The following is a 23,777-nucleotide window of genomic DNA, read 5'->3' as shown; positions in this document are numbered from 1 at the left end:
CAGCGGGACAAGCGGCCATTCGTGGAATTGCCAGCACGGACCACGCGTCGGATTTACAAAAAGCGACCCTCGGTTTCATCTCGTCGCAATTGGCTTGGCAATTTGCGAAATTCGTCGGAATTTCTTTCGGTACGCAGCCGGAGAAAGTCCGACACCACGCTTAAACACCCGACGGAATGATGCTGGATCTTCGTAACCAACTGAACATCCAACATCGTCTACAGATTGGGCATCCGTTTCTAGCATCTGCTTCGCTTCTTCTATTCTGAGCGCCTGAACATATTCTATGGGCGCAAAGCCAGTTGCGGACCGGAACCGGCGCGAAAAGGTTCGAGGGTTTAGGCCGGATCGCACAACCATTTGCTCGACCGGCTTTGTAAGAGCGTAGTTGTCAGCGATCCAAACTTGACAGTCGGAAATTTGTGCATCTGATGTTTCCATCGGTCGGGTCATGACAGAATAAGGTGACTGGCCTTCAGAATGACCGCTGATCAGGAAGACTTTTGCTGTTTCGACCGCATGTTGGTAGCCACAGAACCTCGCGATCAAGTAGACGGCCAGATCATGCCACGCGCTGACGCCACCCGCCGTCACGAGGCGGTCAGTCTCAGCGGCCAAACACAAAATCGATTCATTGCGAAAGGCGATCTTGGGATAATGGCGCTGAAACATATCACGATACGCCCAATGTGCTGTCGCTTCTTTACCGTCCAAGAGACCTGCTTCGGCAAGAAGGAGTGATCCGGAACAGACGGACGTAAGGATCGCCCCATCCGTGTGCATCTTTCGTAACCAAGCAATTTCTCGGGGATACCGGCCCTTGGGGACATCATAGATCGACGTGTACATATCACAGATAACGATGGCATCGGGTGTCACTTGGTTGTCAGCTGACATATGCGGTTCAACCGGGATATTGCCAATGCAATGAAATGGTTTTCCGTCTGCAGACGCGATCTTAATGTTCAACAATTCGTCGCCTGGCGATCCAGATACCATATCGGAATAAACTGCGCCTACTGATAGCAAGACATCATACAGTCCATAGAGAACAGAGGCTGATGTTTCTGGTGCAGCGAGAAGCACAATCAGGGGCTTTTTAGTTTGGGTCATGACTGCTCCTTGTCCAATTAGGCGCGGTATTGGCAAATATGCCATGGTCACTTGTCTATTATGCCCCTTTCTTGGCCGTGATGCCACTCTGCTCAACTGTTGTATTGGGATAGCCCGGAAACAGGTTTGAAAAGGAAGTACAAGATGGATGACTTTAGAAAAACGGTCGATACGCTGTCACTTGAATTTGGTGGCGAAATGATTGGCCCCGAGGACGCGAGATTTGATGACGCGCGAGGCGTTTGGAATGCGATGATTGATCGCCGCCCTGCACTGATCGCTCGATGCAAAGCGACGAATGACGTGCAGACTGCAGTCAAGTTCGCGGCGGCCAGTGAACTGTCTATTTCCATTCGGGGTGGAGGGCACAATGTAGCAGGCCATGCCGTTTGTGACGGTGGTGTCATGATCGACCTTTCTCTTATGCGCAACGTGACCGTTGATGCATCGGCACGTATTGCAAAGGTCCAGGGCGGCGCGTTGTGGCGTGACGTAGACGCTGCAACGCAGGCGCATGGGCTGGCGACGCCCGGTGGGTTGATTTCCGATACCGGAGTTGCCGGATTGACGCTTTCCGGTGGCATCGGTTGGCTGCGCGCGCAGCACGGTTTGTCGATCGACAATCTTGTGGGCGCCGATGTCGTCACGGCGGACGGCAATCTGATCCACACAAGTGCTGACGAAAACCCTGAGCTGCTTTGGGCTCTGCAAGGTGGAGGTGGCAATTTTGGTGTCGTCGTACAGTTCGAATTCGCGCTTCACGCCATTGGTCCAGAAGTCATGTTCGCTGCTCCAATCTACCTCGTAGAAGACGGTCCCGAACCCATTCGGGCATGGCGCGACTTTCTTGCTAAACACGGTGACAAAGTTGGATCGCTTTGCGAGTTTGCCACCGCAGGGGGCGAGGACTTCCCTGAGGAACACTGGGGTAAGCGAGTCTTCACCCTCGCTTGCGTCTACAACGGTGACGCCGCTGAAGGAGAGGCGCTTCTCCAGCCGCTTCGAGAACTTGGCGAGATGTCGGCCGATTTTTCCGGACGGATGAACTACTGCGACGTACAACAACTGTTTGACACGCTTATGCCTGCCGGAGAGTTTCGCTGTTACTGGAAAGCCCGCTATCTGACCGACCTCACTGACGAGATGATTGATCTTGCCATGGCCAACGCTTTAGCAGCCCCTTCGGATAGCTCACTTTCTTCTCTTTGGAACTTTGGCGGCGCGACAGCAAGAGTACCAGCAAACGCAACCGCGTTTGGCGACCGGTCTATGGGATGGATGTATTCATTGGATGGCGTCTGGACCGATCAAGTGGACGATGAAGTGAACATCGCTTGGTCTCGTGACGGCTGGTCCAATTCCGAGCGCTTCGGCCATCATGGGCGTGCTTACCTTAACTTTGCAGGACATGGTGAGGACAACGCGTCGCTGACGCAGACCAGTTTCGGTCCGAATTACGAACGGCTTGTTAAAGTAAAGACCAAATACGATCCGCAGAACCGTTTTCGCTTCAATCAAAACATCGCGCCGCAGACTTAGGTTTTGCGTAGCTTCTAACCAACAAAAACTCCGTAAGAATTTCAAAAGGGGAGCAGACGATGTTGCAGCGATCACCTCGATTACCGCATCAAACGGACGAAATTTTCCTGACCGATGGCGGGTCGGAAACTTGGCTTATGTACAAGCGCGGGTTCGAACTTCCGAATTTCAGCGCCTTCCATCTGCTGAACGACAAACGGGCGACCGTAGCATTGCGGGAATATTACGCCGCCTTCGCCCATGTTGCAGTGGAACTTGGAACGCCTTTCATCTTCGACAGCCTGACCTATCGTGCAAGTCGGGACTGGGGGGCGTTGCTTGGATACTCAGCCGAAGGACTGGCAGAGATGAACCACAAATGCCTTGAGCTTTATCGCGAATGTGCTGCAGCGGCCGGTCTGGCCACGGAAGATACTGTTCTAAGCGGTTGCATCGGGCCGAAGGGCGATGCCTATTTGAGAAATCTTGGCTTAAGCGCAGAAGGTGCCGAGAGCTACCACAGCGAACAGATAGAGACATTCAAAACCGCCGGCGCCGATGTCGTAACAGCACTTACGCTAAGCACGACCGAAGAGGCGATTGGTATCGCAAGGGCCTCAGCCAAAGCAGGGTTGCCTTCGATCATAGCATTCACAATCGAAAAGGATCGCAAGCTTCGAAGTGGAGAAACGCTAGAACAGGCTATCCAAAGTGTTGACGCCGCGACATCCAAAGCGCCCGCTTATTACATGATTAATTGTTCTCATCCTGTAGATTTCGGCCCTGAACTGACCGACGAGCCTTGGGTAAACCGCATCCGTGGTCTGCGGGCCAACGCGTCCTCTTTGGATCACGGTACTTTGTGCAAGTTGGGTCATCTGGAAGAAGGCAATCCAGATGAATTGGCGGGGCAGTATGTTGACATCCGGGCTACGCACCCAAAAATGAATGTATTTGGCGGGTGTTGCGGCACGGATTTTGTCCATGTTGAGAAGATTGGGCGGGCGCTATTAGCTGCCACATGATCAGCTTACGCCATCAAACTGGGCCGCAAGCGAGCGAGGAAACCAGATGTGAATGAGCGCAGGTCATTCCGATACCAAGTCGCCAATATCGACGATGGCCGAAGGCCCAGTTCCCTTGTCTCTTGTATAACGCATCAGCCCTCTCGCCACCTCAATTACTTCACAGTCTGCGCCGAGGTCCTCTCCTTCAAGCTCGGCGGTTCGACAGAAAAAACCGTCACGCCATACCCATGCTCCAGAAAAACTCTTGCCACCGGCTGTGCCAGAAATTTTGCCGTCGGGCGAGATGATGAATTTCAGGCCGTCTCCGGTCAGAACCCTTCCCGTGACGCATTCACGAAATTCCCTTGCCGTATTCACACGGAGCCAATCTATCTCGTCGTTCATCTATGTTCCCTCGTGTCCTTGGCGTATTTCACAGTACCTCAACCCTAGCTCCACTTGCGCGGCAACAAAGGGGTCGGCCAGAAAATGAGGCAGCAAAAATACTGGTCCCTCATCTAAATTCCGTGCTTCTCTAAAAAGGCCACGGTTTCCTCAACGCATCTCAACCACGCAGGTTCATGCCCAAGCAGGATGTGGTTCTTACTTTCCAAGGGAACAAATTCAGCGTCGGGAATGCCAGCGGCAAGTTCACGTCCTTGATTGATTGAAATTCGCTGATCGTCGCGGGCGTGGAAAACAATGGTGGGCGCGCCAACTTTGCGAAGGCTCTCACGCACATCAATATGACCGAAGGCTTCTTGAAAACGAACTGCGTTTTCGGGCGAAGTCGTCTGTCGTTGAAACTCATCGAACCACTCCAGGTCTTGCAGGTTTGAATCGGGCATGAACGTTTGCGAAAATATGTGCCGATAAGCTGGGTTCGACGTCCCCCAACCGTGCTGCGTGAGCGTCAAGACGGCTTCACGACGCGCTTGTTCCTCAGCGCTGGCCCCAATACGCCACCCGGTCGCATAACCTCCTATGAGGATAAGCCCGGAAACCCGTTCAGGATGGCGCACGGCATATTCGATTGAAACCGCGCATCCCTGCGAGATGCCCAAAAGCGGAAACCGTTCAAGTCCAAGCGCATCAACGACAGTTTCCAGATCACGCACAAAGGCTTCAAAACCGATGTCATTCACGTTCCAGTCTGAAAGACCATTACCGCGTTCATCATAACGTATGAAGGTCCTTTCATTCGCACAGGCGGCGAATGTGGGCCCCCAGATCGGGCTGTTCCAATCAAGCTCTAGGTGGTTCAACCAATTGGCTGCTTTGACCAGCGGTGGTCCGTCTCCAACCGTTGCATAGGCAATGCGTGCGCCATCACGGGCCCGACAGAAACCGATCTTCTGCTTGCGCAACATGCGACTTGGTGTGGTTTCAGCGGGGCGTTCCACGGCGGTGGCCTCATCTGATAGCTCTTGCAAATCAGGCAGAAGCGATCCGACCGCAGGCAGTCCTGCCTCCTTTGCAGATACATGAAAGCTCGCGTCAGACTCGCGCGCTTCTTCAAGTCGACCGGACATGGCCAGCGCCTTTATCAAGCTGCGCGCAGCTTCTTCCTCAACCGGTGTCTCGTCCTGCCACCGCCTAGCCCACATCACACGTTCCTCGTGGGATAGTTCTGGATGCAACGCCAACCGCCGCAGAACATTGAGGTGCATCAGCCGCACATTTTCTCGTTCTGAGACAATCCAATGCTGGAAGATTTCAGTCCCCGTACTCTCCAGCCCATCCAGAAATGGACGTTCAAATAATTCAGCCATATCGCGAAGCTCGGACGGCGGAATAAACGGTGGATCATCGTGCAACCTGACCCAGATATGGCGCAGTTCAACATGGAAGTCGTCCAGCGCAAGCGTGACCCGCTCTCGATCGGCAATGATGCGCCTTATGCCGTCTCTATCGACAATTTTGCGGACCTTGCTAAGTGCCCAGCGAAGCGACGCTCGCGGATCGTCAGGCAGGTCCCAAAACAACTCGCAAAGACGCTCGCGGCGGATTGGTCGTCCTGTTGCTGCTAGATAGCCGAGCAAAGCGCGCGTCTTTCGCGATGCAGGCAAAGCGATCTCACCGCTGTCTGCAGTCACTGTCAGCTCACCCAATAGAGACATGTGTAAAATAGAGGTCATTCTTCTAAAAAAGCTCATAATTCAACGGAAATTCTACGCAATTCCAACGCTCGTTACAACGCTGGTGCACACGGTCAACCGTCACAACGGTCTCAACTCAATCAGACCGGAGAGCAAGATATGACTACGACAAACGGCCAAAAACTGCCGCACCAGACCGATCGGACATTTGTGACAGAGGCCGGTTTTGAAACCTCAATGTTGTTCCACAAGGGCTACGACATGCCCCACTTTGCATTTTTTCCGATGCTCCGCACCGAAGATGGCCGCGCTGCGATCAAGGAGTATATAGCCCCGCTCATGGAAACGGCCCGCCAACACGATGCTGGTTTCATCCTCGACACCAATACGTGGCGGTCTAGCCCTGATTGGCTAGACCTGCTTGGCTATGCCAAAGGCGATCACGTCGAGATTAACCGTGAGGCCGTAACGTTTGCCCACGGGCTTCGTCGGGAATTCGGACAAGGTGCCAACGTCATCGTCAACGGTGTGATCGGTCCGCGCGGCGATGGGTATGACCCGTTAAGCATCATGACCGCAAGCGACGCTGAAGAGTATCACGCGTTTCAGGTCGGCGTGTTTGCAGACAATGGCGTAGATATGGTGTCCGCAATCACCATCACAAACACGCCCGAAGCAATTGGCATTGCGCGGGCGGCTGCTGATCGCGATCTTCCCAGCGTGATCAGTTTTACATTGGAGACTGACGGACGCCTGCCCACAGGCGAAACGCTGGCTGACGCAATTGCAGAAGTCGACGCGAGCTGTGTTCGTAAGCCGGCTTACTACATGATCAATTGTGCCCACCCGGACCACTTTAGCGACATGTTGGAGCAAGGTGGGGACTGGGTGCAACGCATCCAAGGGCTGCGTTGCAATGCGTCACGCATGTCCCACGCGGAACTCGACGGGAGCGCCGAACTGGATGACGGAAACCCGAGCGAACTTGCTCAGCAATATTCCGAAATCACGCGCCTTTTGCCCAATCTAAACGTTTTCGGGGGGTGTTGCGGCACCGACCATCGGCACATCGCAAATATCTGCGACGCGCTGCATGCCGACTGATCAAAGGAGAAATGCAATGACCCATCTGCTTGGTGACTCGCTCCGCCGATTTCGTGACAACTGGACCGCCCGCAAAAAGTTCGCGGCACTGACCAGGTATTTGGATGCCCAGGCATTGACCGAATTGGGTTTCCCACCGGCGCGACCGAAATCTCAACTGCGCGCTTGGCAATCTACGAAAATCTAGAGCCAAGCCGCTGAAATAATTAAAATGGAGAGCATCATGCTCCGCATCCTCATTATGGCCTATGCCATTGCGTCATATGTCGCCTTCCTGGCCGTTTTTGTTTGGCTTATGGCATTTCTGCTTGATTTCGGTTCAATCCGTACGGCGAATACTGGCTCACCTTTGCCTCAGGCAGCCGCGATCAACATTCTTCTGATCTCGCTCTTCGGATTGGTACACAGCGTAATGGCGCGTTCAGCGTTCAAGCGGCAATGGACCAAGATCATTCCAAAGTCCGCTGAACGCGCAACATACGTTCTGCAATCTTCGGTCCTGTTGGCAGTGATTATGCTGTTTTGGCAGTCGATACCGGATGTGGTTTGGCGCGCCGATGGCATTGCTCAGGTCGTACTGCTGTCCGTCTTCTTCAGCGGGGTAGTTCTGATCGTCGTGTCAACCTTCGCACTCGACCATTTCGAGTTCACCGGACTGCGTCAGGCCTGGTGCAATCTGAACGACACCTCTGCCTCTACCTCACGTTTTCGCACGCCACTGCCCTACAGAATTGTGCGCCACCCCTTGCAGCTGGGGATCCTGCTTGTCGTCTTCTCGGTGCCCGAGATGACCGTCGGGGGTCTGCTCTTTGCTGTCGTCATGCTCGCCTACATCCTGATTGGCCTGCAATTCGAAGAACGCGCCCTCCTTCGCGAGTTTGGCGACGATTACGCGGCCTACCGCCATCGCGTGCCGATGCTGGTGCCGCGCCTGCGTAACGGCTCGAAACACCGGGCAAGACTTCGCGATTGACCAATTTAACCGGGCGCATCCGAGCGTTCGCTACACATCAAAGGATTAACCATGGAACTGACATTGAAATCACGCGTCGACGCACCCTCCCGTTTTCTCGTGGCCTTGCGCCATCGGATGCGAATTTATCGGGCTGATCGACGGCACCGCCAAGAACTGAGGCGTCTTACCCAGCTCCCCAATCATGTCCTGCGCGACATCGGGTTCGAAGACCTGGTCACGCATCAGACCAGTCCTGGCCCTTACGGCCTCTAATCACTCTGACAAGCGACATTTTTAAAGATTATCGGCTCGCCTTACAGGCGGGCCGACACCAAGCGACGTGCCAAAACGGCACAACCGCAAACCCAAACTTGAATCGAAAAAGGAAACTCAATGAAACCCCACAAATTCACTCTTGCTGCGGCGTTGGCCTCGACCGCGTTTTCTGCGCAGGCTGATGGAATGCTGACGTCTTTTGACGTGGCCGAAGACATCAGCCGTTTTGCCTTCGCCGAAGCACCGGTCTTCGATGACGGAATGCCTGCCTATGGCAACGCATTCATTACCCAAGGGTACGTCTATCCGGCTGGGACGCTGGATGGCGGCCTCGAAGGCACTCTTCCCAACGGAAAACCTGCATTTCCGGACTTCGTGATCGGTACCTGGACTTGCGACGGCTACCTAGTGGGCGATGGCATGCGCACTGAATCCGGCACAATCGTCATCACGCGCCAGATCATCCAGTTCACCGACGGTGATCTCCTGATCACTCACGGCCCCGAACTGGCAGATGTTGACGTCGCTGTCACACGCGCTGTCACCGGCGGCACAGGCGACTATGCGGATGCACCAGCCGAGATCAGCCAAGTCATGCTTGGTATGAGCGACGGCTACGGTGTGCGCCTGCAGATCGAACTTGGGCAGCAGCAGGACGCGTCCTAGCCAGATCCCAAATGCCACTGTGGCGGTACTGGTGTCTTGGATCAAGAAACCGTCCTTGGACCTTCGTGAACTTACAAGTCGGCGCGCAAATCTGCCCGCCGACTCCCACAACTGCATTCATATTCACCTTGGCGCAGCCCGACATTGGACAGGGGCTACAGCTTCATTCTTCGGTATCATCATGAATTCCTTCGACATATCACATGCGCTCCCCGCTAATGCCGCAAAAGGCGCCGCCAGATTTGCAGAGGCACGGTCGCTTCTTCGGTTGGCGACGCCGATCGCCGCAATCGCGCTTGTCTCGATGGGGATGAGCGTTACCGATGCGGCCATGGTCGCGCGACTGTTCGGTGCCGAGGCTTTGGCAGCCGTTGCAGTCGGCAGCGATCTTTACTCCATCCTCTACTACTTCGGGGCCGGTATTCTTGGCGGCCTCGCCCCTTTCTACACAGCTGCTGTCGTCCGCGCCGACGCAAACGCACAAGTCCGCTTGCAAAGGATCGGCTGGGTTGGAGCGCTGCTTGTCGCCGCCCTTCTGGTGCCAATCGTTTGGAGCGCCCCAGACTGGTTGCGCCCGATGGGTATCGATCCCGCGCTTCTGGACCACGGGCGTGGCTATACTCAGGCGATGGCGGTGACATTACTTCCAATGCTGGGCGTGGTTCTCTATCGGACAATGCTGACCGCCGCAGAGCGGCCACGTGTTTTTCTTTGTGTCACGCTTGTCATGCTGCCCCTGAATGCAGGCTTCAATTATGCTCTGATGGTGGGCGTCGGCCCGGTGCCAGCACTTGGTGTGACTGGCGCAGGCGTTTCGTCATTTTTGGTCGCTTCGACAATCCTTGTCGTGATGGTTGTCATCGGTCGGGTTAAGACGACGAAGTCAGAAACCATTCGGTTTGATTGGAGCGAGCTGTTCGCCGTACTACGGGTCGGGCTGCCAATCGGCATCACAGCTGTCGCCGAGGTCGGTGTCTACCTTGGCGCCACAATCTATGCCGCGACGCTCGGAGCTGCCGAGGCCGCTGCACATGTTCTGGTACTAAGGGTCGCGGGCGTGGCCTATGCAATCCCCATGGCACTTCTTCAAGCCGCGATGGTGCGCATGGCGCGCGCCGAAACACTGGGCGATCAAGCGCTGCAACATTCGGTCATACGGTCCAGTATCTGGCTGGGTTTGGCTGGAGGCGTTTTGTTGTTTGCATGTTTGGCCGCGGGAGCCGACCCACTTGCCACGGCATTCCTCGGAGCCGGTCAATTCGGTGCCACGGCTAGTCTTGCGGCGGGACTTCTGCTTTTGCTTGGCGTCATCGAGCTATTTGAGAGCCCCTGTCTGGCCGCGGCTGGCATTTTGCGCGGGCGCAAAGACACGCGCGCGCCCATGCTGTTCACCATCGCCGGTAACTGGGTCATCGGCGCGCCTTTGGGCATCTATCTTTGTGAAGTTGAGCAGATGGGGATCACAGGCGTTTGGACCGGTTTATTGTTTGGAATGGTTCTGACAACGCTTTTGACATTGGTGCGCCTCGCCCAATCAGCAGCGCACACGCGCTGGTCCCTGCCGCGCATCTATCGAGCATGGAGAGCAGCATGACCGGCGCGAGCGCCCAGTTCCAGCTGCCCAACAGACCGCACCCAACCAGGAGACAACGTATATGTTGATCAAACACAGCACATTCATCGCCTGTCCGATCCAGGAGGTCTGGGAGGAAACAACAGACATCGACAGTTGGCCGTATTGGGCACCAACAGTTCAGACCGCACGCCGGTTGGACAAGTTAAGCTTTGGGATCGGCAGTCAGGCCAGCATCAAACAGCCGATGCAATCAAGAAAAGTCTGGACAGTGACAGAGATTGAGGACGGTCGTTACTTTGTTTGGGAAACCTCTGGCAAAGCCTTTCGTTTGCAGGCGACCCATAAAGTGGCCAGCCAAGGCAGTGGAACCAAATGCACCTTGAAGGTCCAACTAATTGGGCCCGTTGCGTTGATATCTGCGGTTTGCCTTGCCCCGTTGATCTGGCTTGCTCTGATGCAAGAGAACCGTGGACTAAAGCGTTGGTGCGAGACGGTCCGCACGGCAAAACCCAATCCAGAAAGTCACACACTCACCCGGTTTTCAACTGCAGAACAGCAGATCTCCGACTCCGTCAAACTAAACAAAGGATAGACCTATGAAATTGAATGGACGTCACATCTTGGGATGGCATGCTGCTGCCCTAATGACTCTCACCCCGGTCCTGACTTGTGCCACATACCTTGGTGGGGCTATGGGCGTAGGACCCTATGGTGGACTTGCTGGAAACGACATGGCCATTGTGGGTCTCGTGCAGGCCTACCCTTTGATGGGGCTTGTCGCTGTTTCTATGTGGATGGGTTCTCGCGGCTCTGCGCCGGGGCGTTACAGCGCGCTTGCAATTGCGGCTCACTGTATCCCGTTTTCAGCGATCTTTTTCTTGTGGGCACCAATCATGGAAAGCCCTATCGCACCAGCGATCCCATTCAGTTTTGTCATTCATGGCAGCGGGATTCTAGCGGAACTGATTTCGTTCAGGCTGGGATATGACGATGCATAGTCTGCGAATTGATCAGGAAACGGAGTAACCGATGGGCATTGCGAAATTCTCAGAACGGCTCATGAGCATGGATGATGCGGCATGGGTAAGGCATTCCAACCCTTGGAGCGGCTGGACGCGTCTCACCATTCTGCCGTTTCTCAGCCTTGCTGTCTGGAGCCGCGTTTGGCTGGGTTGGGGCGCAATCTGGCTCATTTTGATTGTGATTGTCTGGACATGGGTGAACCCACGTTTGTTTGGTCCACCTATTCATAGCCACGCTTGGATGACAAAGGCGGTTCTGGGAGAGCGTGTTTGGATAGATCGGGGCATAAATCCCATCCCGGCCCACCATGTCCACGTTGGCCGGATCTTAATGCTTGTCACAGGAATTGGCGTTTTCGCACTCATCTACGCCCTTTGGCAGCTTGACCTTGGTTGGCTCATCGCCGGGCTTGTGACTTCCATGGGCGCGAAACTCTGGTTTCTTGATCGCATGGTTTGGCTTCTGGCAGATCAATACTCAAAAATGCAGTGAAGGCTCGTTTCATGACAAAATCGCAGGCGACTATACTCGGGTTTTGTGCTGTGCTGATGTGGGCTTTGCTTGCGCTTCTAACGGTAAAGACTTTCCCGATCCCCCATTTCAACTGACTTCCATGTCGTTCGCTATTGGAGGCGCGCTCGGCCTCGGGTGGGTCATAGTAACTGGGGACAGCAGATCTCTCGGAAGGGTGAGCTGGAAGATCTACTTCTTTGGGACGGCCGGGTTGTTTGGCTATCACTTTTTCTATTTCTCGGCCCTGCGGCTTGCTCCTGCGGCGGAGGCCGGGTTGATTGCATATCTTTGGCCACTCTTGATTGTACTTTTCTCGGGCCTGCTTCCGAGCGAACGCCTGAAATCAGGGCATATCATCGGCGGTGTGATTGGATTTGCAGGAGCTGCAATCTTGATAACCCAAGGCGGAACAAGCTTTGAAGCAGGTGCGATGTTTGGATATGGCTCAGCACTTTTATGTGCCGTCATTTGGGCAAGCTATTCAGTTCTGTCACGAAAACTCGGCGGGACACCCACTTCAAGCGTCGCGGTTTTCTGCCTTGCAACATCTGTCTTGTCGGGTATCGCGCACTTGGGTCTTGAGACCACTGTTTGGCCTAATGAGGCAATCGGTTGGCTCGCTGTTATTGGGTTAGGTGTCGGCCCAGTTGGGTCGGCATTCTTCGTTTGGGATATCGGTGTAAAACGTGGGGATATTCAGTTGCTCGGCGTCGCGTCATATGCCGCCCCATTGCTTTCGACATTTGTGCTTGTGATCGCCGGCGTCGCTGGCCTAACCGGAGCCCTGTTTGTGGCAAGCGGACTCATCACACTAGGTGCAGTAATTGCAGCCCGCGCAAGCCGATCTGAGGCATAGTAGATGTCGTCACTGGCGGACACTCGCGGCACTGCAGTATGCCGAGAACTTGGGCTCATAGCCAGATTGAATGACCGCATTGGCGACGTGACCTGCAAGGCGGTGGCGGGCCTTCCGCAAGCGCGAAGCGATGCTGCGTCAGCGAAGTACGAAAAACGAATGGCTGGAAAGTCCGCTTAGCAGACCTTATGCCACTAGATGCGTGGAGTTTGACAGACTGTTTCCGTCAGATGACTGGTTTGAGCCCAGAGCGGAAATATCAGATCTGTGCTGCGCGTGCTCGCCGCATGAAAATCGCCGCAGATGCATAGGTTTCGGTGCTGTCATGCAGCGATCAGACCAGCCGTTCATGCAGCCTGCAGCGAGGAACTGAGGGCAATTTTACACATCGCGGGCTTTGCCGTCATCCGCTGCAGCTGCGCCAATGGCTGCTTCGAGGCAATGCCGGAAGCAGCATCATACTCTAGGGTCATCCAAAGTCGAGCGCTGCTGTCGTGCGATAATAGTCGCCGATGATGTGCCGGGTGAACCACGCTCCTTGGTCTCTAACTGCAAATTTCGGGTACCCATCTCGGTCCAAATCGTTCGCATCCATGGCCGCAATGAAACGAAATGACCCAATCAACAATTCTCTCCCATCTTCGAGGATTGGCTCCTTAGGCCGATAGGCCTCTAGATAAGGCAAACTTGCGTTAGCAATGTCTTTACCTTTCTTCCAAAGACCTGAGTCTTCCCAAAGTTGCTCGTTTAGGAAGTCAAGCGCTAACCCATTTAACAGCGCCAAGCAGCCTCGCTCAAACAGCCATACGTACCGTTTGCATTCAGCGTAGCGTTCCGTGAAGAAAACAGACAGATACTTCCAATACTCAAGCTTAGCGTATTCTGGAATGACGTACACATTCACAGGCTCATGCAAGTTTTCTTCATAATAGTGCAGGATATCTCTTCGAACTTCGTGCATCTCCCGCCAATCAATCGGAAGAACTTGTCCCGTTAGGTCAGTTCGAAACAGAATTGGTTGTGTCATAAATGGACTTTCAAGCACCATGCAGCATTCGTCAATAGGGGCTAATTGTGTCGAAAAAATTCTGCTTGTTTGGGGGACTGAACGCTGATTCAATCTTTGCATTGATGCTGGGGGTTTCCCGCGGTGATGGGGCCAAAGCTGGAAGCGCAAGCGGCGTGGTTTTATGAATTTTCGCTTGAGGATCACGTTCGGCAAGATCACCTGTTATGCGATTGATCGGTTCACAGTTCTAAGCAGCATTCGTATACATCTTGCGGATTGAGGCGATTAGCAGTCATGCGTCAGCCGACGCGATTGACGTTTCCCAGTCCTTCGCCAATCGGCGACACCGGCCGAGCCATGCAAATGTGCGCTCGACGACCCAACGGCGGGCGATGACAACGAAGCCGGTCACCTTTGGGGGTCGTTTGACGATCTCGATTGTGGGCCCATCCCTTTCGCGCAGAGCGGTTTGCAGTTTTTCCCCTGCATACCCTCCATCGGCGAACACATGGTCCAACGCGGGGAAACTGTCGCGGGCCTGTTCGGTGACGCCGGGCGCACCGTCACGGTCCTGGATGTCGGCGGTATGAGTGATCAGAGCCAGAAGATTGCCTTCGGTGTCCGTCACGATGTGCCGCTTGCGCCCCTTTATTTTCTTGCCCGCATCATAGCCTGTGGGGCCGCCGCTCTCTGTGGTCTTCACCGATTGGCTATCGATGATCCCAACCGTCGGCTCCGCTGTGCGGCCTGATAACAGGCGGGAGGCGGCGGCAAGGGTCTCGTTGAGGATATCGAGCAGGCCGCTGTCGCGCAGCAGGTAGAAATAATACTGCACTGTGGTGAAGCGCGGGAATTCTCTTGGTAGCATCGCCCATTGGCACCCCGTTGCCGCCATGTATTGAATCGCGTCCTAAACCGCCCGCATGTCCGTCTAGCGAGGCCGGCCGACCTTCGAAATCGGTGGCATGAACGGTTCCACGAAACCCCATTCATCGTCGGTGCTATCGCTTGCGTATCGCTGGCCTCGCCGGTCATACTGCGGGCGAGTAGTTTCTGTCCAAGGCATCGTGCTCTTCAGGTTTGTCACCCAAGGAAAATCACAACTGACTGAAATCACTCAACTTAGTTTTCGGTTGGGCTCAAAAAAATCAGCCTCCAGCAAACCCGGTGCGGTTCACTTCAGAACGTCTTCGTATATGTGTCGCTTCCTCGACATGCCAAATTGCCCACTCACGGCCAATCTAGTGGCCGACTGCTTGCGGCTGTCCGATCTGTTGGTATACTTCTTCATATGATGCTTTCTGAGCCGACTGGCATTTCCAACACGGGCGCACGCGACCCCGGGATCTGACATTGCGTTGACTGCGGAAAGGAGGGGTCGAGACGGAAGGATTATCACGCCATGTTTCTACTCTTTCCACGCATTCTGAAGAATTGTTGTCCGATCCTGGTCGCGTTGGTTCTATCTGCCGGAGCCACGGCCCAGACCGTTACGGATGAACTCGATCAGCGCCTCGACCGGCTTGAGGGGCTGCTGGACCAGAGCCAACTTTCGGTCGCCGGCCTTGCCGCGTCGTTGCCTGATGACCCCGAATTGATTGCGCAGGAGATCGCAGCCCGGATCGCCTGGCGCATTTATCCGGGGGTCCTGCGTGGGGCGGAAGGGGCGCTGGCAGCCGGAGCCGGAAATTCATGGGATCAGGCGCTGCTGCTCCGGGCGGTGCTGGACCAGAAAGGCTATGAGACGCGCCTTGCGTTGGCGCGGCTCGAGGAGGAAACGGCGATTCGGCTAGTGGCCGGGATCGAATGGCCTGCCACACGGCCCGCGACTAGCGATCCGACCGCATTCGAGTCGGCCGTGGTTGCCCTTGGCGGCGGCGATGTCGAGGTGCCCGGTCCCTTCCTGGACCTCATTGCCGGGCGTCCGCCGACAGCCACGCCAAGTCCTGCGGCCGAAGAAGCGGCCGGGATGCTCAGACAGGCGCTGGGGCCACAGTTGCCCAACGGCGCGGCGCAGGGTGAGGCGAGCGTCGAAGCCGCCCGCAATTACGCTTGGGTGCAAGCCAGGATCGGCGGAGCCTGGCGGAACCTGCACCTCGCCGGGTTGGCCATCGACCCGGCGCCCGATACCACTCTTACCGATGTGCCAGACGAGGCTCTCCAGTCAGTGCGACTGACATTGAGCATCGAGCGGAGCGATGGCAGTTCCGATGTCATTCTTGAGACGCTTGATGTGCACGCGGCCGATGTGCTGCACTCCGATCTGCCCTTTGTCATCGCTCCCCTGCACGAGATCTCGGGCGACCCGGCACCCGAACCGGGGGCGGAAATCTTCCTGCCGATCGTCGCCGGTCGGCTTCTCGAAGGGACGCATCCGTTCGGTGCGGACGGCACGCTGCGCGAGCTGGACGACGTCCTCGCAGGCGGGGCGAGCGAGGCGATTGGTGGCTTTGCCTCGGCGCTTGGGGGCCTTTCCAGCGAGATCGGCGGGGGACTGGGCGGCGAGCTAGCGGAGAGCCTGACCTCGTCAGCCGACCTCGTGGCCGTCACGATGGAACTGGAGATACACGAACCCTTTGAGGCTTGGAGGGTTGACTGGCGGCAACTCGCCGCCGAGGACGGACGCCTGCCGCGCGACTGGGTGCCGGGCTACTGGAGCGTGATTGTTCACACCGGTCGGGCAACCCCAGCCCATCTGCTCGACGTGCAGATCGCGTCGATCAAGGGGGCGCTCCGTGTCTGGGAGACCGAAGATTATGTGCCGCTTTCCACCTTGCCGCTGTTGAACGGCTATGATCTTGCTGCGGGGAGGGCAGCGGGGGCCGACGGTCTGATATACCGCGGTGCGCCCCTGATCGCCGTTCGGACGCTGCGCGCGCTGGCCGGCGGCCGAGAGATCGAGACCTTCGATATCCGTCAGTCGGGCCTCAACGCGTGGCGCGAGACCGCCGGCGGCTGGGAGCCCGCGGCGGATATTGCGATCCTGGCGGGGGTCGAGGAGACGCTTTTTGAGGACCTGCTCGTGCTGGGGGAGGACCCCGTGGAATCTTCCAGCGCCTTCCGAGTGCTCGCCGATGCCGAGTCGCTGCGTCTTGTTGACGTGAGCGACGTGCTGACCAGCGGGGCAGACCAAAGCGCCCGACAGGCGGCTTTGGCTGACTTGGGGGCCGGCAGTCTTGTCGTCGCGCGCAGCAATGATCCTCTAGCTTGGTGGCGAGTCGATCCGGTCACCGGCACGGCAACCGGCATCGACATCACCGGCCGCGGCGGGTCCTTCATCGATCGAACCATCATCCTTGGCGAGTACACCTTCGAAGTCGCGAAGACGCTCCATTCGGTCTACTCGTTCAAGAAGGCCGCCGAGGCCTGCAATAATCCGTTGGCCCGACAGGGCATGGCCCTGATGTTCCTTTTCAATCTCTACATGCCGGTGATGAGCCCGACGACGGCCGGCATGCTGGATGCGCCCGGCTCGATCCGCGGTATGTTGATTGAGAATTCTGGTTACGGTGCAGGCGGCAAGCTTTTGTTGAACACTTATGATTTTCTCGGTGGGTTGGTCTACGACGAGTTGGGCGGGGAGACCTATGGTGTAGGCTCGCAGCTTGAAGGCGCGGCATTCGAGGCATGGTGCAATGCGTAGAGGCTGGTTTAAGCGGGCCGGTGCGGTCGCTGCGGCGGTCTGGCTGTGCAATCAAGCGGCGGTGGCCCAGAGTATGCCCGAGGCCGCAGATTTGGGTGACCCCGCGACGCTTGCGCCGTGGCTGGCAAGGTCAGAACTCTCTGACTGGAATCTGCCCGACCGACCCGTGAACATCGCGGCATCCTTTCTTGGTGGTACGGTTGCGCCCGCGACGTCGTCTGACAAGCGCGGCCGATCTGCCCTTTATCTGAACGACGGGCTTGGGGTGATCGTTGATGACCGCGGATTTGGGAGTTGCCTGATATGCGGCTGGTTGGCAGAAGATTCGCGTTTTCCACAGTCCATCGAGGTGGGATTTGCCGGGGGTGCAGTGGCCGAGGTCTCTGCCGTTGTCCTTGATACGCGGATGCCCGAGATCGGCCCGTTCCCGTTTTTCAATATCCCCACCACGGTGGAAATCCTTGTTCGTCGGGACGGCGGGTTCGAGACAGTGGCCCGGGCAGAAATACCCAAGGACCAAAGGCAGAATTTGATCCCACTTCCGGCGGGCACATCGACCGACCGATTGCGCGTCGTGATCGAGGGAACACATTTCGACAGCGCCCCCGCGCTTGCAGAAATCGAGGTCTGGGAAGCCTCAGATGCCGCGCCCTCGGTTGTCGAGGACTACCCAGCTAACCTGCTAGGTCCGGGTGCAGGCGGTCGGCTTGTCGCGCTAAGCGATATGGGCCGGCGCCGTAGCTTCCCACTTGTTCTGACGATACCAGAGCCCACGTGGTGGGGCACGTCGCGCTATGACCGCTCGGAGGCAGCCGAAGCGGTATTTGCCTTCCGCGACTTTGAAGAGGCGCTTGTAGACAAGATCGTCCTCGACGTTCTGGGAGAGGACCCGCCGGTGCGTGTTGCTGTCGATGTCTCCACCGCCGGACCCGATGACTGGGTGAGGATCACCGAGGCGGCAATCGATCCGGCGGCGGATCGGCATGAGATTGCCGTCGATGCTGATGCCCGCTGGCTCCGGTTGACAATGATCGCGGGGCCGAGCGGCTTCATTGGCATGGGGCGCATACAGGCCATTGAGGGGCGACGGGAGGGCTACGTGCCACTCTTTCGTCGGACCATGACACAGCAGGCCGTGGCCCCGGTTGCAGACCTGCCACCGACTGACGCGGCGGGCCCACGCGACCTGTCAGCTGGGATGAACATGCAGGGCCGGACGGTGTCACCCGCCACTGCTGACCTCTGGCGTCCCTCACCGCCACCCGACGGTGCCTCTGCGGCAAGGATCACAGTTACTTCCGAAGGCGTGCCGTCCCACCGGCTGACATGGGGCGAAAATAGCGCCTTGCCCCCCGAGGCTATCATACCACTTTCAGACCTACCGGACACGCTTGTGGTTAAGCAACTTGCGGCCTCCACCGTCGTCGTCTTCGATGTAAGCGGCAGCATGGAGGACAGCGCTGATGACCTATCCAATGCTCTGAACAGCTTCATCGACGCGCTGCCGGATTGGCAAGAGGTGGCGTTGGTCCGCTACTCCGACACGGTCGAGGTCCTCACAGACGGTTTCACCTCTGATCCCGCCGTCCTGCGGGCCGCACTGGAGGGTAAGGTGACGCCCGATGGCGGTACCGCGATCTTCGATGGGGTTGGCGTGGCGCTCGACCTTCTGGCGGATCGAACCGGGGAACACAGCATTGTGCTACTAGGCGACGGTCAGGATACGGCGAGCGAGTCCAGCTACGGCGTCTATTGGGACCGGATCAGTGGCTCGGGCGTGCCGATCTACAGCATCGGACTTGGCGCTGAGTTCGAAACATTTTCCCCAACCTATTCGGTCACTGGCCGGCAATTTTTTGAAACAACGGCGGTCGCGACCGGCGGGCGCAACTACTACACTGCCGACAGCGCCGCGCTGGCCGCGTTCTATCTGACCGTCGCGCAGGACTTGGCGCGACCAAGAGGGTACACGATCCGGCTGGACTACGAAGGCGGCGAAGGCCGCGTGGCGGTCGTGGCCGATGCCGAGACTGCCGCGGTGCTGCCTGCGACGCATGTAATCTTCGATCTCTCCGGCTCAATGTCACGGCGGTTGCCTTCGGGTCAAAGCCGGCTGGACGCCGGTAAGGAGGCTTTCCGCGCGCTGGTCGATGGGTTGCCGGACGAGGCTGTCATTGCGCTGACGGTCTATGGCAGCCGCGTGCCTGAAAGTGCGGGTGTTGACGTCGCCTGTGACGATATTCTCACGCTCCGCAACGCCGCGCCTCTCGACCGGGAGGAATTGGCCGGCCTCGTCAATGGCCTGATGCCGATCGGTGGCACAACCCCCATCACCGCCGCGATCTCGCAAGTGGTGCAGGGCGGTGGTCTGCCCTCTGGCAGCAAGCTCGTGGTCATCACCGACGGTCAGGAGGAATGTGACGAGACCCCCGAGGCCACGATGCGCGCGCTCGCCGAGGCCGAACTGGGAGACCTCAATTTTACCCTAATCGGCTTCGATATCCGCAACCCTGCCGCCATAGAACGGATCCGATCGCTGACGACGGCTGGGGGCGGACGCTACCTTGATGCCGCGGATGCCGGGACGGCCGCCGCGGCCTTCCGGCGGGCGGTGTCGCGCGAATTCACACTGACCGATGATGCTGGTGCAACCTTTGAGGGCGCGGTCGACGGGATTGGCGTTGCAGTCTCCGGCGGCCGCTACAACCTTCGAGTCGACGGGTCGGAGCAGGTTATCGACGTGGACGTGCTGCCCGGCCAGCTGTCCCAGATCTCCCTGCGCGGCGATAGCGGATTCGACATTGCGACGGGCCCCGATAACGCCCTGCCCGACGGGGTGGCCTGCAACGTCGAAGCGGCGAATAGAGACGCGACCCAGCGGGTGCGCCGGGTCCAGGAGAAACTGTCAGCGCTTGGCTTCGACGTGGGCACGGCAGATAACGCCATGGGGCCGACCACCCGGCGGGGCATCGCCGACTTCGTCGCGGAGAGCGGACTGGTCGACGGTGCTGACCTGGCGGTCCTCGAAGGGCAAATCGATTGCGTCATCGCGATCGGAGCGCCGGAACCCGGATGACGCACACGGCTCGAGGAGGGTTTATGTCCCGCCAATCTCTCAGACTTTCCGCGCTGGCCCTTTCACTTGTCCTTCTTGCTGGCGCCTCTGCCCAAGCCGAGGATCTGTCTCTTCTCGCACCCACAACCGGGACGTTCGAGCGCGGACTGACCCTGGCCAGCCGCGTGACGGACGTCGCGGCGTTGACCGATGGCGACCCGGCGACGATTGCCAGTTTTGATACCCCGGTCGGAGAGCCGGTTGATCTCGTCTTTCGCTTTCCCGACGGGCCGGTCAGCCCGAACCGTGTCGAACTCATCTTGTCTCCTGCTGCGGACGACGCGTCGCCCGTGCGGATCGACATTCTGGTTTCCACGGTCTCTCCCACGGCGGGGTTCCGGTCGCTGCGTGAGGAGGGCATCGACCCGCTGCGGGTCAATCAGGGTTTCGACCTTCGCCCTGCCGCCACGGGTTGGCTGATGCTGCGCCTGCATCCCGGGATCGACACGGACCGTGTCGCGCTCGCCGAGATCGCCGTCGCCGGGCATACGGGGCCGCCCGAAAGCAGCTATGCCTTTGGGGAAAGCCCGGCCAATGCTCTCCAGTTGCTTGAGGGTCTCGGCACGCTTGAACCGGCTGAGTTCGCGCTCTCCGGCGCCGAGCGGGAGATCTTCGCCAGCCGTGCCGAGGGCATGTTCGATCAACGGGCCTTTGAAGAAGCTGCACTGCTGGCTTCGGGCGTCACCAATCCCGCCGCACGGCAAGGCTATATCGCGCGGCTTGACGCGATCGAGACAGCGGCGCGCAACGCGCTCGACACCGAGGCGCCGCCCGCCCGCCTCGGGGCGGACTTGCTCGCTTGGTTGCACCTGACTGTGATGACCGGCGGCTACGTCGAACGGCAAACCGACTTGTCAATCGTGCTCGACGACGGGCAGTTCAACTGCGTCTCTTCCGCAGTGCTCTATGCCGCCATCGGCCGGCGGCTCGGGCTCGACGTCCGCGCCATCGAGGTGCCGGACCATGCTTTCGCCATCGTCTATGACGGCGTCGATCACATGGATGTGGAGACGACGACGCCAGAAGGCTTCGACCCTCAGCGCGAGCGGCTTGTGGCCTTCGAGGAGCTTACCGGCTACGTCTACATCCCAGAAAGCAACCGCGCCAAGCGGCGCGAGATTGGGCCGGCAGGGCTCGTCGCCCTTATCTACTACAATCACGGGGTGGAGGCCCTGCGCACGGATCGATACAATGATGCGCTGCTGCACAATTTCCGCGCCTTGAGCCTGGATCCTGAATTCACGTCCGCTGTCCAGAATGCGCTGGTCGCGCTTGGGAAATGGAGCGCGTCCTTCGCCGATAGCGGCCAATGGGAGGCCGCTACGCAGGTTGCCGCGCTCGGGACCCGGCTCGCGCCGGAAGACGACGGGCTTGTCGCGCGGGAGCGCGCGACGTGGGAACGCTGGGCTTATGCCGTCGCAGAGGGCGGCGACGCTGTGGAAGCCATCGCGATCCTCGATCGAGTCGCGACTGCCTCGCCGGGTGCGGATTACGACGCGGCGAAGGCGGCAGTCTTCCTGCGTCCGGCCGAGGATCTGATCAAGTTGGGGGATTGGGCGGCCGCCCTCGAAGCGGCGGAGAGCGGTCTTTTGATCCTTGACGGCACCGCACGGACGAACCTCAACGAATGGCGCCGCGGTGCCTACCTGCGCTGGACGAACGATGAGATCGACGGCCGGGATTTTGCTGCCGCGATGGACGTTCTGACCAAGGGGCTCGCCACCTTTCCCGACGACGCGCGGCTTAGCCGGAGCGTGCCCTACCTCGTCCAAGAAGCAATGCGCGCGGCGCCCGATTTTGCCGCCGGGCTGGCGGTGCTCGCGGCCGCGCTGGACCAGGTGCCGGAGCCGGGGGCGCTCGACGGAGTGGCCGAAACCTACGTAATGCGACACGTGGACGAGGCCGCCCGAACCGCGCCCATGGCGGACGCGCTGGCCTTAACGGCACAAGCAATTAAGGGGCTTGCGGCGGCGGGCGTCGATGATCCAGATTTGGGCCCGCGGGTCTACGACATATATGGGCACAGCCTCATCGACGCGGCCGACTGGCCCGCTGCTGCCGAACTCTATGCCGCCGGGCGCACGGCTTATCCCGGCGACCGGCTCCTGTCCCGGAACGCCCGCTACGTAGCGCAGGAATGGCGCCGTTCGGCATATAACGCCGGCGGGGCGGTGGCGCTGGCCGAGATTGTGGCGCGGCTCCGGGTGCTGTTCCCCGATCTTGATAGCAACCAAGGCGAGAATGAAATCGTCCGCGCTATCTCGGACGCGCTTGCTGTCAGCCACTACGACAGCGCCCGGCAGATACTCGACGCCGCACAGCTCGTGGTGTCACAGGACAGGTTCGCGGAGCTGCAGCACCATATCGTCGACAGCGAGGCGCAGGTTGCGATGCGCGCCCGAGACTGGCCGAAGGCGGCTCAGGTCTATGCTGACGCGCGGGTCGATCTGGCCGATCCGTCGCTTTTTTCCAACAACGTCGCCTATGTCGCGCAGCAATGGACCGGCGACGCGGCGGCGGACTCGGGTGCAGAGGGGATCGTCACAGTGATGTCGATGCTGGTCACGCTGTTCCCTGGCGACGCTAAAGTCGCGGACATGGGACGCCGGGCCGTGCGCCGTCATATCGTCGCGCTCGTCGAGTCCGGCGATGTTGCTGCGGCCGAGGGGGAGCTGCGCCGGGCACTCGGTTTCCTCGCGACGGAAGAGGTCGAAGGGCTTGCGGTGGACCTCTACCGCAGCTGGGGCGACGGGCACCTCCAATCTCGCGAGTGGGAGGCCGCGCTCAGGGCCTATGCCAATGGCTTCGCCGTCGTCCCCGCGTCACGCGATTTACGGCGCAACGTTCCCTATGTTATGCAGGAATGGACAGCCTCGGCCTTGGCAAGTGGTGGGGAAACGGGTCTGATCGCGGCCGTTTCCGCAATCCGGACCATCTTGCCCGACACGACGGGCCTGCAGGACGTGCTGGAGCAGATCGTCGCCCGCCATGTCGGGGGCCTCGTAGCTTCGGGCGAAGCAGAGGCAGCGCTGCAGCTGGTGGACAAGCTGTCCGAAGTGCTGGCGGACGAGACCGATCACGAGGTCCGAGTGTACCTCTACAACCAATGGGCGCGACGACATTTAGATGCGGAGGATTGGGCCGCCGCCGTCGACGTCTACAAGCGTGGGCTTGCCGACGTCGGATCGAGCAGCCTGTTGGAAAACAACCTCGGCTATGCCCGCAGCCGGCTCTAGCGCGCAGGGGGCAGAGTGCGGCTCTGCCGAGCGGGTTGCGCGCGGGGTGGACTGAGATAGCGCGAAAG

At 58.4% G+C, this 23,777-nt stretch carries 18 protein-coding genes and 3 pseudogenes; 15 read left to right on the top strand and 6 right to left on the bottom strand.

What is annotated here, in order from left to right:
- Positions 1 to 75 precede the first annotated feature (75 nt).
- Entirely contained in the window at positions 76 to 1,113 is a 1,038-nt protein-coding gene (locus DHN10_RS17150) for a GlxA family transcriptional regulator (protein ID WP_159087043.1), read from the bottom strand.
- Between the two features lie 144 nt (positions 1,114 to 1,257).
- Here DHN10_RS17150 and DHN10_RS17145 point away from each other — a divergent pair, with 144 nt between their 5' ends.
- Both DHN10_RS17145 and DHN10_RS17140 read left to right on the top strand, forming a co-directional pair.
- Positions 1,258 to 2,652, top strand: coding sequence for an FAD-binding oxidoreductase (locus tag DHN10_RS17145; RefSeq protein WP_108816586.1), 1,395 nt, complete (start codon positions 1,258 to 1,260; stop codon positions 2,650 to 2,652).
- A 59-nt stretch (positions 2,653 to 2,711) separates the two neighbouring features.
- Complete coding sequence (locus DHN10_RS17140; protein WP_108816585.1) at positions 2,712 to 3,656, top strand: homocysteine S-methyltransferase family protein; 945 nt, start codon at positions 2,712 to 2,714, stop codon at positions 3,654 to 3,656.
- 63 nt (positions 3,657 to 3,719) lie between these two features.
- On the opposite strand, the gene DHN10_RS17135 is transcribed toward DHN10_RS17140, so the two are convergent.
- Together DHN10_RS17135 and DHN10_RS17130 are read right to left on the bottom strand one after the other, a co-directional pair.
- On the bottom strand, positions 3,720 to 4,043 hold the full coding sequence (locus DHN10_RS17135) for a dihydrodipicolinate reductase (RefSeq protein ID WP_108816584.1): 324 nt from the start codon (positions 4,041 to 4,043) through the stop codon (positions 3,720 to 3,722).
- A 113-nt stretch (positions 4,044 to 4,156) separates the two neighbouring features.
- Positions 4,157 to 5,776 carry an alpha/beta hydrolase gene (locus tag DHN10_RS17130; RefSeq protein ID WP_108816583.1) on the bottom strand — a complete coding sequence of 540 codons (1,620 nt, stop codon included), beginning with the start codon at positions 5,774 to 5,776 and terminating at the stop codon, positions 4,157 to 4,159.
- A gap of 120 nt (positions 5,777 to 5,896) precedes the next feature.
- Between DHN10_RS17130 and DHN10_RS17125 the strand changes: the two genes are divergently transcribed.
- From DHN10_RS17125 to DHN10_RS17120, 3 genes are read left to right on the top strand one after another with little or no spacing between them, the layout of a single operon-like run.
- Positions 5,897 to 6,841 carry a homocysteine S-methyltransferase family protein gene (locus DHN10_RS17125; RefSeq protein ID WP_108816582.1) on the top strand — a complete coding sequence of 315 codons (945 nt, stop codon included), beginning with the start codon at positions 5,897 to 5,899 and terminating at the stop codon, positions 6,839 to 6,841.
- Positions 6,842 to 6,857: 16 nt separating this feature from the next.
- On the top strand, positions 6,858 to 7,028 hold the full coding sequence (locus DHN10_RS19795) for a hypothetical protein (protein WP_159087042.1): 171 nt from the start codon (positions 6,858 to 6,860) through the stop codon (positions 7,026 to 7,028).
- 36 nt (positions 7,029 to 7,064) lie between these two features.
- Complete coding sequence (locus DHN10_RS17120) at positions 7,065 to 7,814, top strand: isoprenylcysteine carboxylmethyltransferase family protein (protein WP_199910708.1); 750 nt, start codon at positions 7,065 to 7,067, stop codon at positions 7,812 to 7,814.
- A gap of 69 nt (positions 7,815 to 7,883) precedes the next feature.
- On the opposite strand, the gene DHN10_RS19790 is transcribed toward DHN10_RS17120, so the two are convergent.
- On the bottom strand, positions 7,884 to 8,039 hold the full coding sequence (locus tag DHN10_RS19790) for a hypothetical protein (RefSeq protein WP_159087041.1): 156 nt from the start codon (positions 8,037 to 8,039) through the stop codon (positions 7,884 to 7,886).
- 150 nt (positions 8,040 to 8,189) lie between these two features.
- On the opposite strand from DHN10_RS19790, the gene DHN10_RS17115 reads away from it, so the two are divergent.
- The 6 genes and pseudogenes from DHN10_RS17115 to yddG all read left to right on the top strand — a co-directional run bounded on the left by DHN10_RS17115 (position 8,190) and on the right by yddG (position 12,706).
- Entirely contained in the window at positions 8,190 to 8,738 is a 549-nt protein-coding gene (locus DHN10_RS17115) for a hypothetical protein (protein WP_199910707.1), read from the top strand.
- Positions 8,739 to 9,006: 268 nt separating this feature from the next.
- Entirely contained in the window at positions 9,007 to 10,332 is a 1,326-nt protein-coding gene (locus DHN10_RS17110; protein ID WP_159087040.1) for an MATE family efflux transporter, read from the top strand.
- Positions 10,333 to 10,393: 61 nt separating this feature from the next.
- The gene (locus DHN10_RS17105) at positions 10,394 to 10,906 is read left to right on the top strand and encodes an SRPBCC family protein (protein ID WP_108816580.1); all 513 of its coding nucleotides are present in this window, start codon (positions 10,394 to 10,396) and stop codon (positions 10,904 to 10,906) included.
- A 4-nt stretch (positions 10,907 to 10,910) separates the two neighbouring features.
- Positions 10,911 to 11,312, top strand: a complete 402-nt coding sequence (locus tag DHN10_RS17100; RefSeq protein ID WP_159087039.1) for a hypothetical protein — start codon at positions 10,911 to 10,913, stop codon at positions 11,310 to 11,312.
- Between the two features lie 31 nt (positions 11,313 to 11,343).
- On the top strand, positions 11,344 to 11,829 hold the full coding sequence (locus DHN10_RS17095) for a DUF6653 family protein (RefSeq protein ID WP_108816578.1): 486 nt from the start codon (positions 11,344 to 11,346) through the stop codon (positions 11,827 to 11,829).
- Between the two features lie 11 nt (positions 11,830 to 11,840).
- Positions 11,841 to 12,706 (top strand): annotated as a pseudogene (gene yddG, locus DHN10_RS17090) (aromatic amino acid exporter YddG).
- A gap of 469 nt (positions 12,707 to 13,175) precedes the next feature.
- Here yddG and DHN10_RS17085 read toward each other — a convergent pair.
- The gene (locus DHN10_RS17085) at positions 13,176 to 13,733 is read right to left on the bottom strand and encodes a hypothetical protein (protein ID WP_108816577.1); all 558 of its coding nucleotides are present in this window, start codon (positions 13,731 to 13,733) and stop codon (positions 13,176 to 13,178) included.
- Positions 13,734 to 13,856: 123 nt separating this feature from the next.
- Here DHN10_RS17085 and DHN10_RS20035 point away from each other — a divergent pair.
- Positions 13,857 to 13,992, top strand: a pseudogene (locus DHN10_RS20035) (IS5/IS1182 family transposase); the annotation flags it as partial.
- Between the two features lie 15 nt (positions 13,993 to 14,007).
- Here the strand turns inward: DHN10_RS20035 and DHN10_RS17080 are convergent.
- Positions 14,008 to 14,781, bottom strand: a pseudogene (locus DHN10_RS17080) (IS5 family transposase).
- Between the two features lie 336 nt (positions 14,782 to 15,117).
- Between DHN10_RS17080 and DHN10_RS17075 the strand changes: the two are divergent.
- From DHN10_RS17075 to DHN10_RS17065, 3 genes are read left to right on the top strand one after another with little or no spacing between them, the layout of a single operon-like run.
- Positions 15,118 to 17,358: a hypothetical protein gene (locus DHN10_RS17075; protein WP_108816576.1), complete on the top strand. Its 2,241-nt coding sequence runs from the start codon at positions 15,118 to 15,120 to the stop codon at positions 17,356 to 17,358.
- Positions 17,351 to 20,434: a vWA domain-containing protein gene (locus DHN10_RS17070; RefSeq protein ID WP_108816575.1), complete on the top strand. Its 3,084-nt coding sequence runs from the start codon at positions 17,351 to 17,353 to the stop codon at positions 20,432 to 20,434. Before DHN10_RS17075 ends, DHN10_RS17070 begins: the two co-directional genes overlap by 8 nt.
- Positions 20,435 to 20,457: 23 nt before the next feature.
- Positions 20,458 to 23,709, top strand: a complete 3,252-nt coding sequence (locus tag DHN10_RS17065) for a hypothetical protein (protein WP_108816574.1) — start codon at positions 20,458 to 20,460, stop codon at positions 23,707 to 23,709.
- Positions 23,710 to 23,777 lie beyond the last annotated feature (68 nt).

This window comes from Loktanella sp. Alg231-35 (genome assembly GCF_900143545.1).
Taxonomy (GTDB): Bacteria; Pseudomonadota; Alphaproteobacteria; order Rhodobacterales; family Rhodobacteraceae; genus Yoonia.
This window is presented reverse-complemented; position numbering and strand designations above follow the sequence as displayed.

Bases quoted from the DNA above. Each gene is read 5' to 3' on its own strand.
- DHN10_RS17150 (WP_159087043.1), bottom strand. From the start codon at position 1,113: ATGACCCAAACTAAAAAGCCCCTGATTGTGCTTCTCGCTGCACCAGAA.
- DHN10_RS17145 (WP_108816586.1), top strand. From the start codon at position 1,258: ATGGATGACTTTAGAAAAACGGTCGATACGCTGTCACTTGAATTTGGT.
- DHN10_RS17140 (WP_108816585.1), top strand. From the start codon at position 2,712: ATGTTGCAGCGATCACCTCGATTACCGCATCAAACGGACGAAATTTTC.
- DHN10_RS17135 (WP_108816584.1), bottom strand. From the start codon at position 4,043: ATGAACGACGAGATAGATTGGCTCCGTGTGAATACGGCAAGGGAATTT.
- DHN10_RS17130 (WP_108816583.1), bottom strand. From the start codon at position 5,776: ATGACCTCTATTTTACACATGTCTCTATTGGGTGAGCTGACAGTGACT.
- DHN10_RS17125 (WP_108816582.1), top strand. From the start codon at position 5,897: ATGACTACGACAAACGGCCAAAAACTGCCGCACCAGACCGATCGGACA.
- DHN10_RS19795 (WP_159087042.1), top strand. From the start codon at position 6,858: ATGACCCATCTGCTTGGTGACTCGCTCCGCCGATTTCGTGACAACTGG.
- DHN10_RS17120 (WP_199910708.1), top strand. From the start codon at position 7,065: ATGCTCCGCATCCTCATTATGGCCTATGCCATTGCGTCATATGTCGCC.
- DHN10_RS19790 (WP_159087041.1), bottom strand. From the start codon at position 8,039: ATGCGTGACCAGGTCTTCGAACCCGATGTCGCGCAGGACATGATTGGG.
- DHN10_RS17115 (WP_199910707.1), top strand. From the start codon at position 8,190: ATGAAACCCCACAAATTCACTCTTGCTGCGGCGTTGGCCTCGACCGCG.
- DHN10_RS17105 (WP_108816580.1), top strand. From the start codon at position 10,394: ATGTTGATCAAACACAGCACATTCATCGCCTGTCCGATCCAGGAGGTC.
- DHN10_RS17100 (WP_159087039.1), top strand. From the start codon at position 10,911: ATGAAATTGAATGGACGTCACATCTTGGGATGGCATGCTGCTGCCCTA.
- DHN10_RS17095 (WP_108816578.1), top strand. From the start codon at position 11,344: ATGGGCATTGCGAAATTCTCAGAACGGCTCATGAGCATGGATGATGCG.
- DHN10_RS17085 (WP_108816577.1), bottom strand. From the start codon at position 13,733: ATGACACAACCAATTCTGTTTCGAACTGACCTAACGGGACAAGTTCTT.
- DHN10_RS17075 (WP_108816576.1), top strand. From the start codon at position 15,118: ATGTTTCTACTCTTTCCACGCATTCTGAAGAATTGTTGTCCGATCCTG.
- DHN10_RS17070 (WP_108816575.1), top strand. From the start codon at position 17,351: ATGCGTAGAGGCTGGTTTAAGCGGGCCGGTGCGGTCGCTGCGGCGGTC.
- DHN10_RS17065 (WP_108816574.1), top strand. From the start codon at position 20,458: ATGTCCCGCCAATCTCTCAGACTTTCCGCGCTGGCCCTTTCACTTGTC.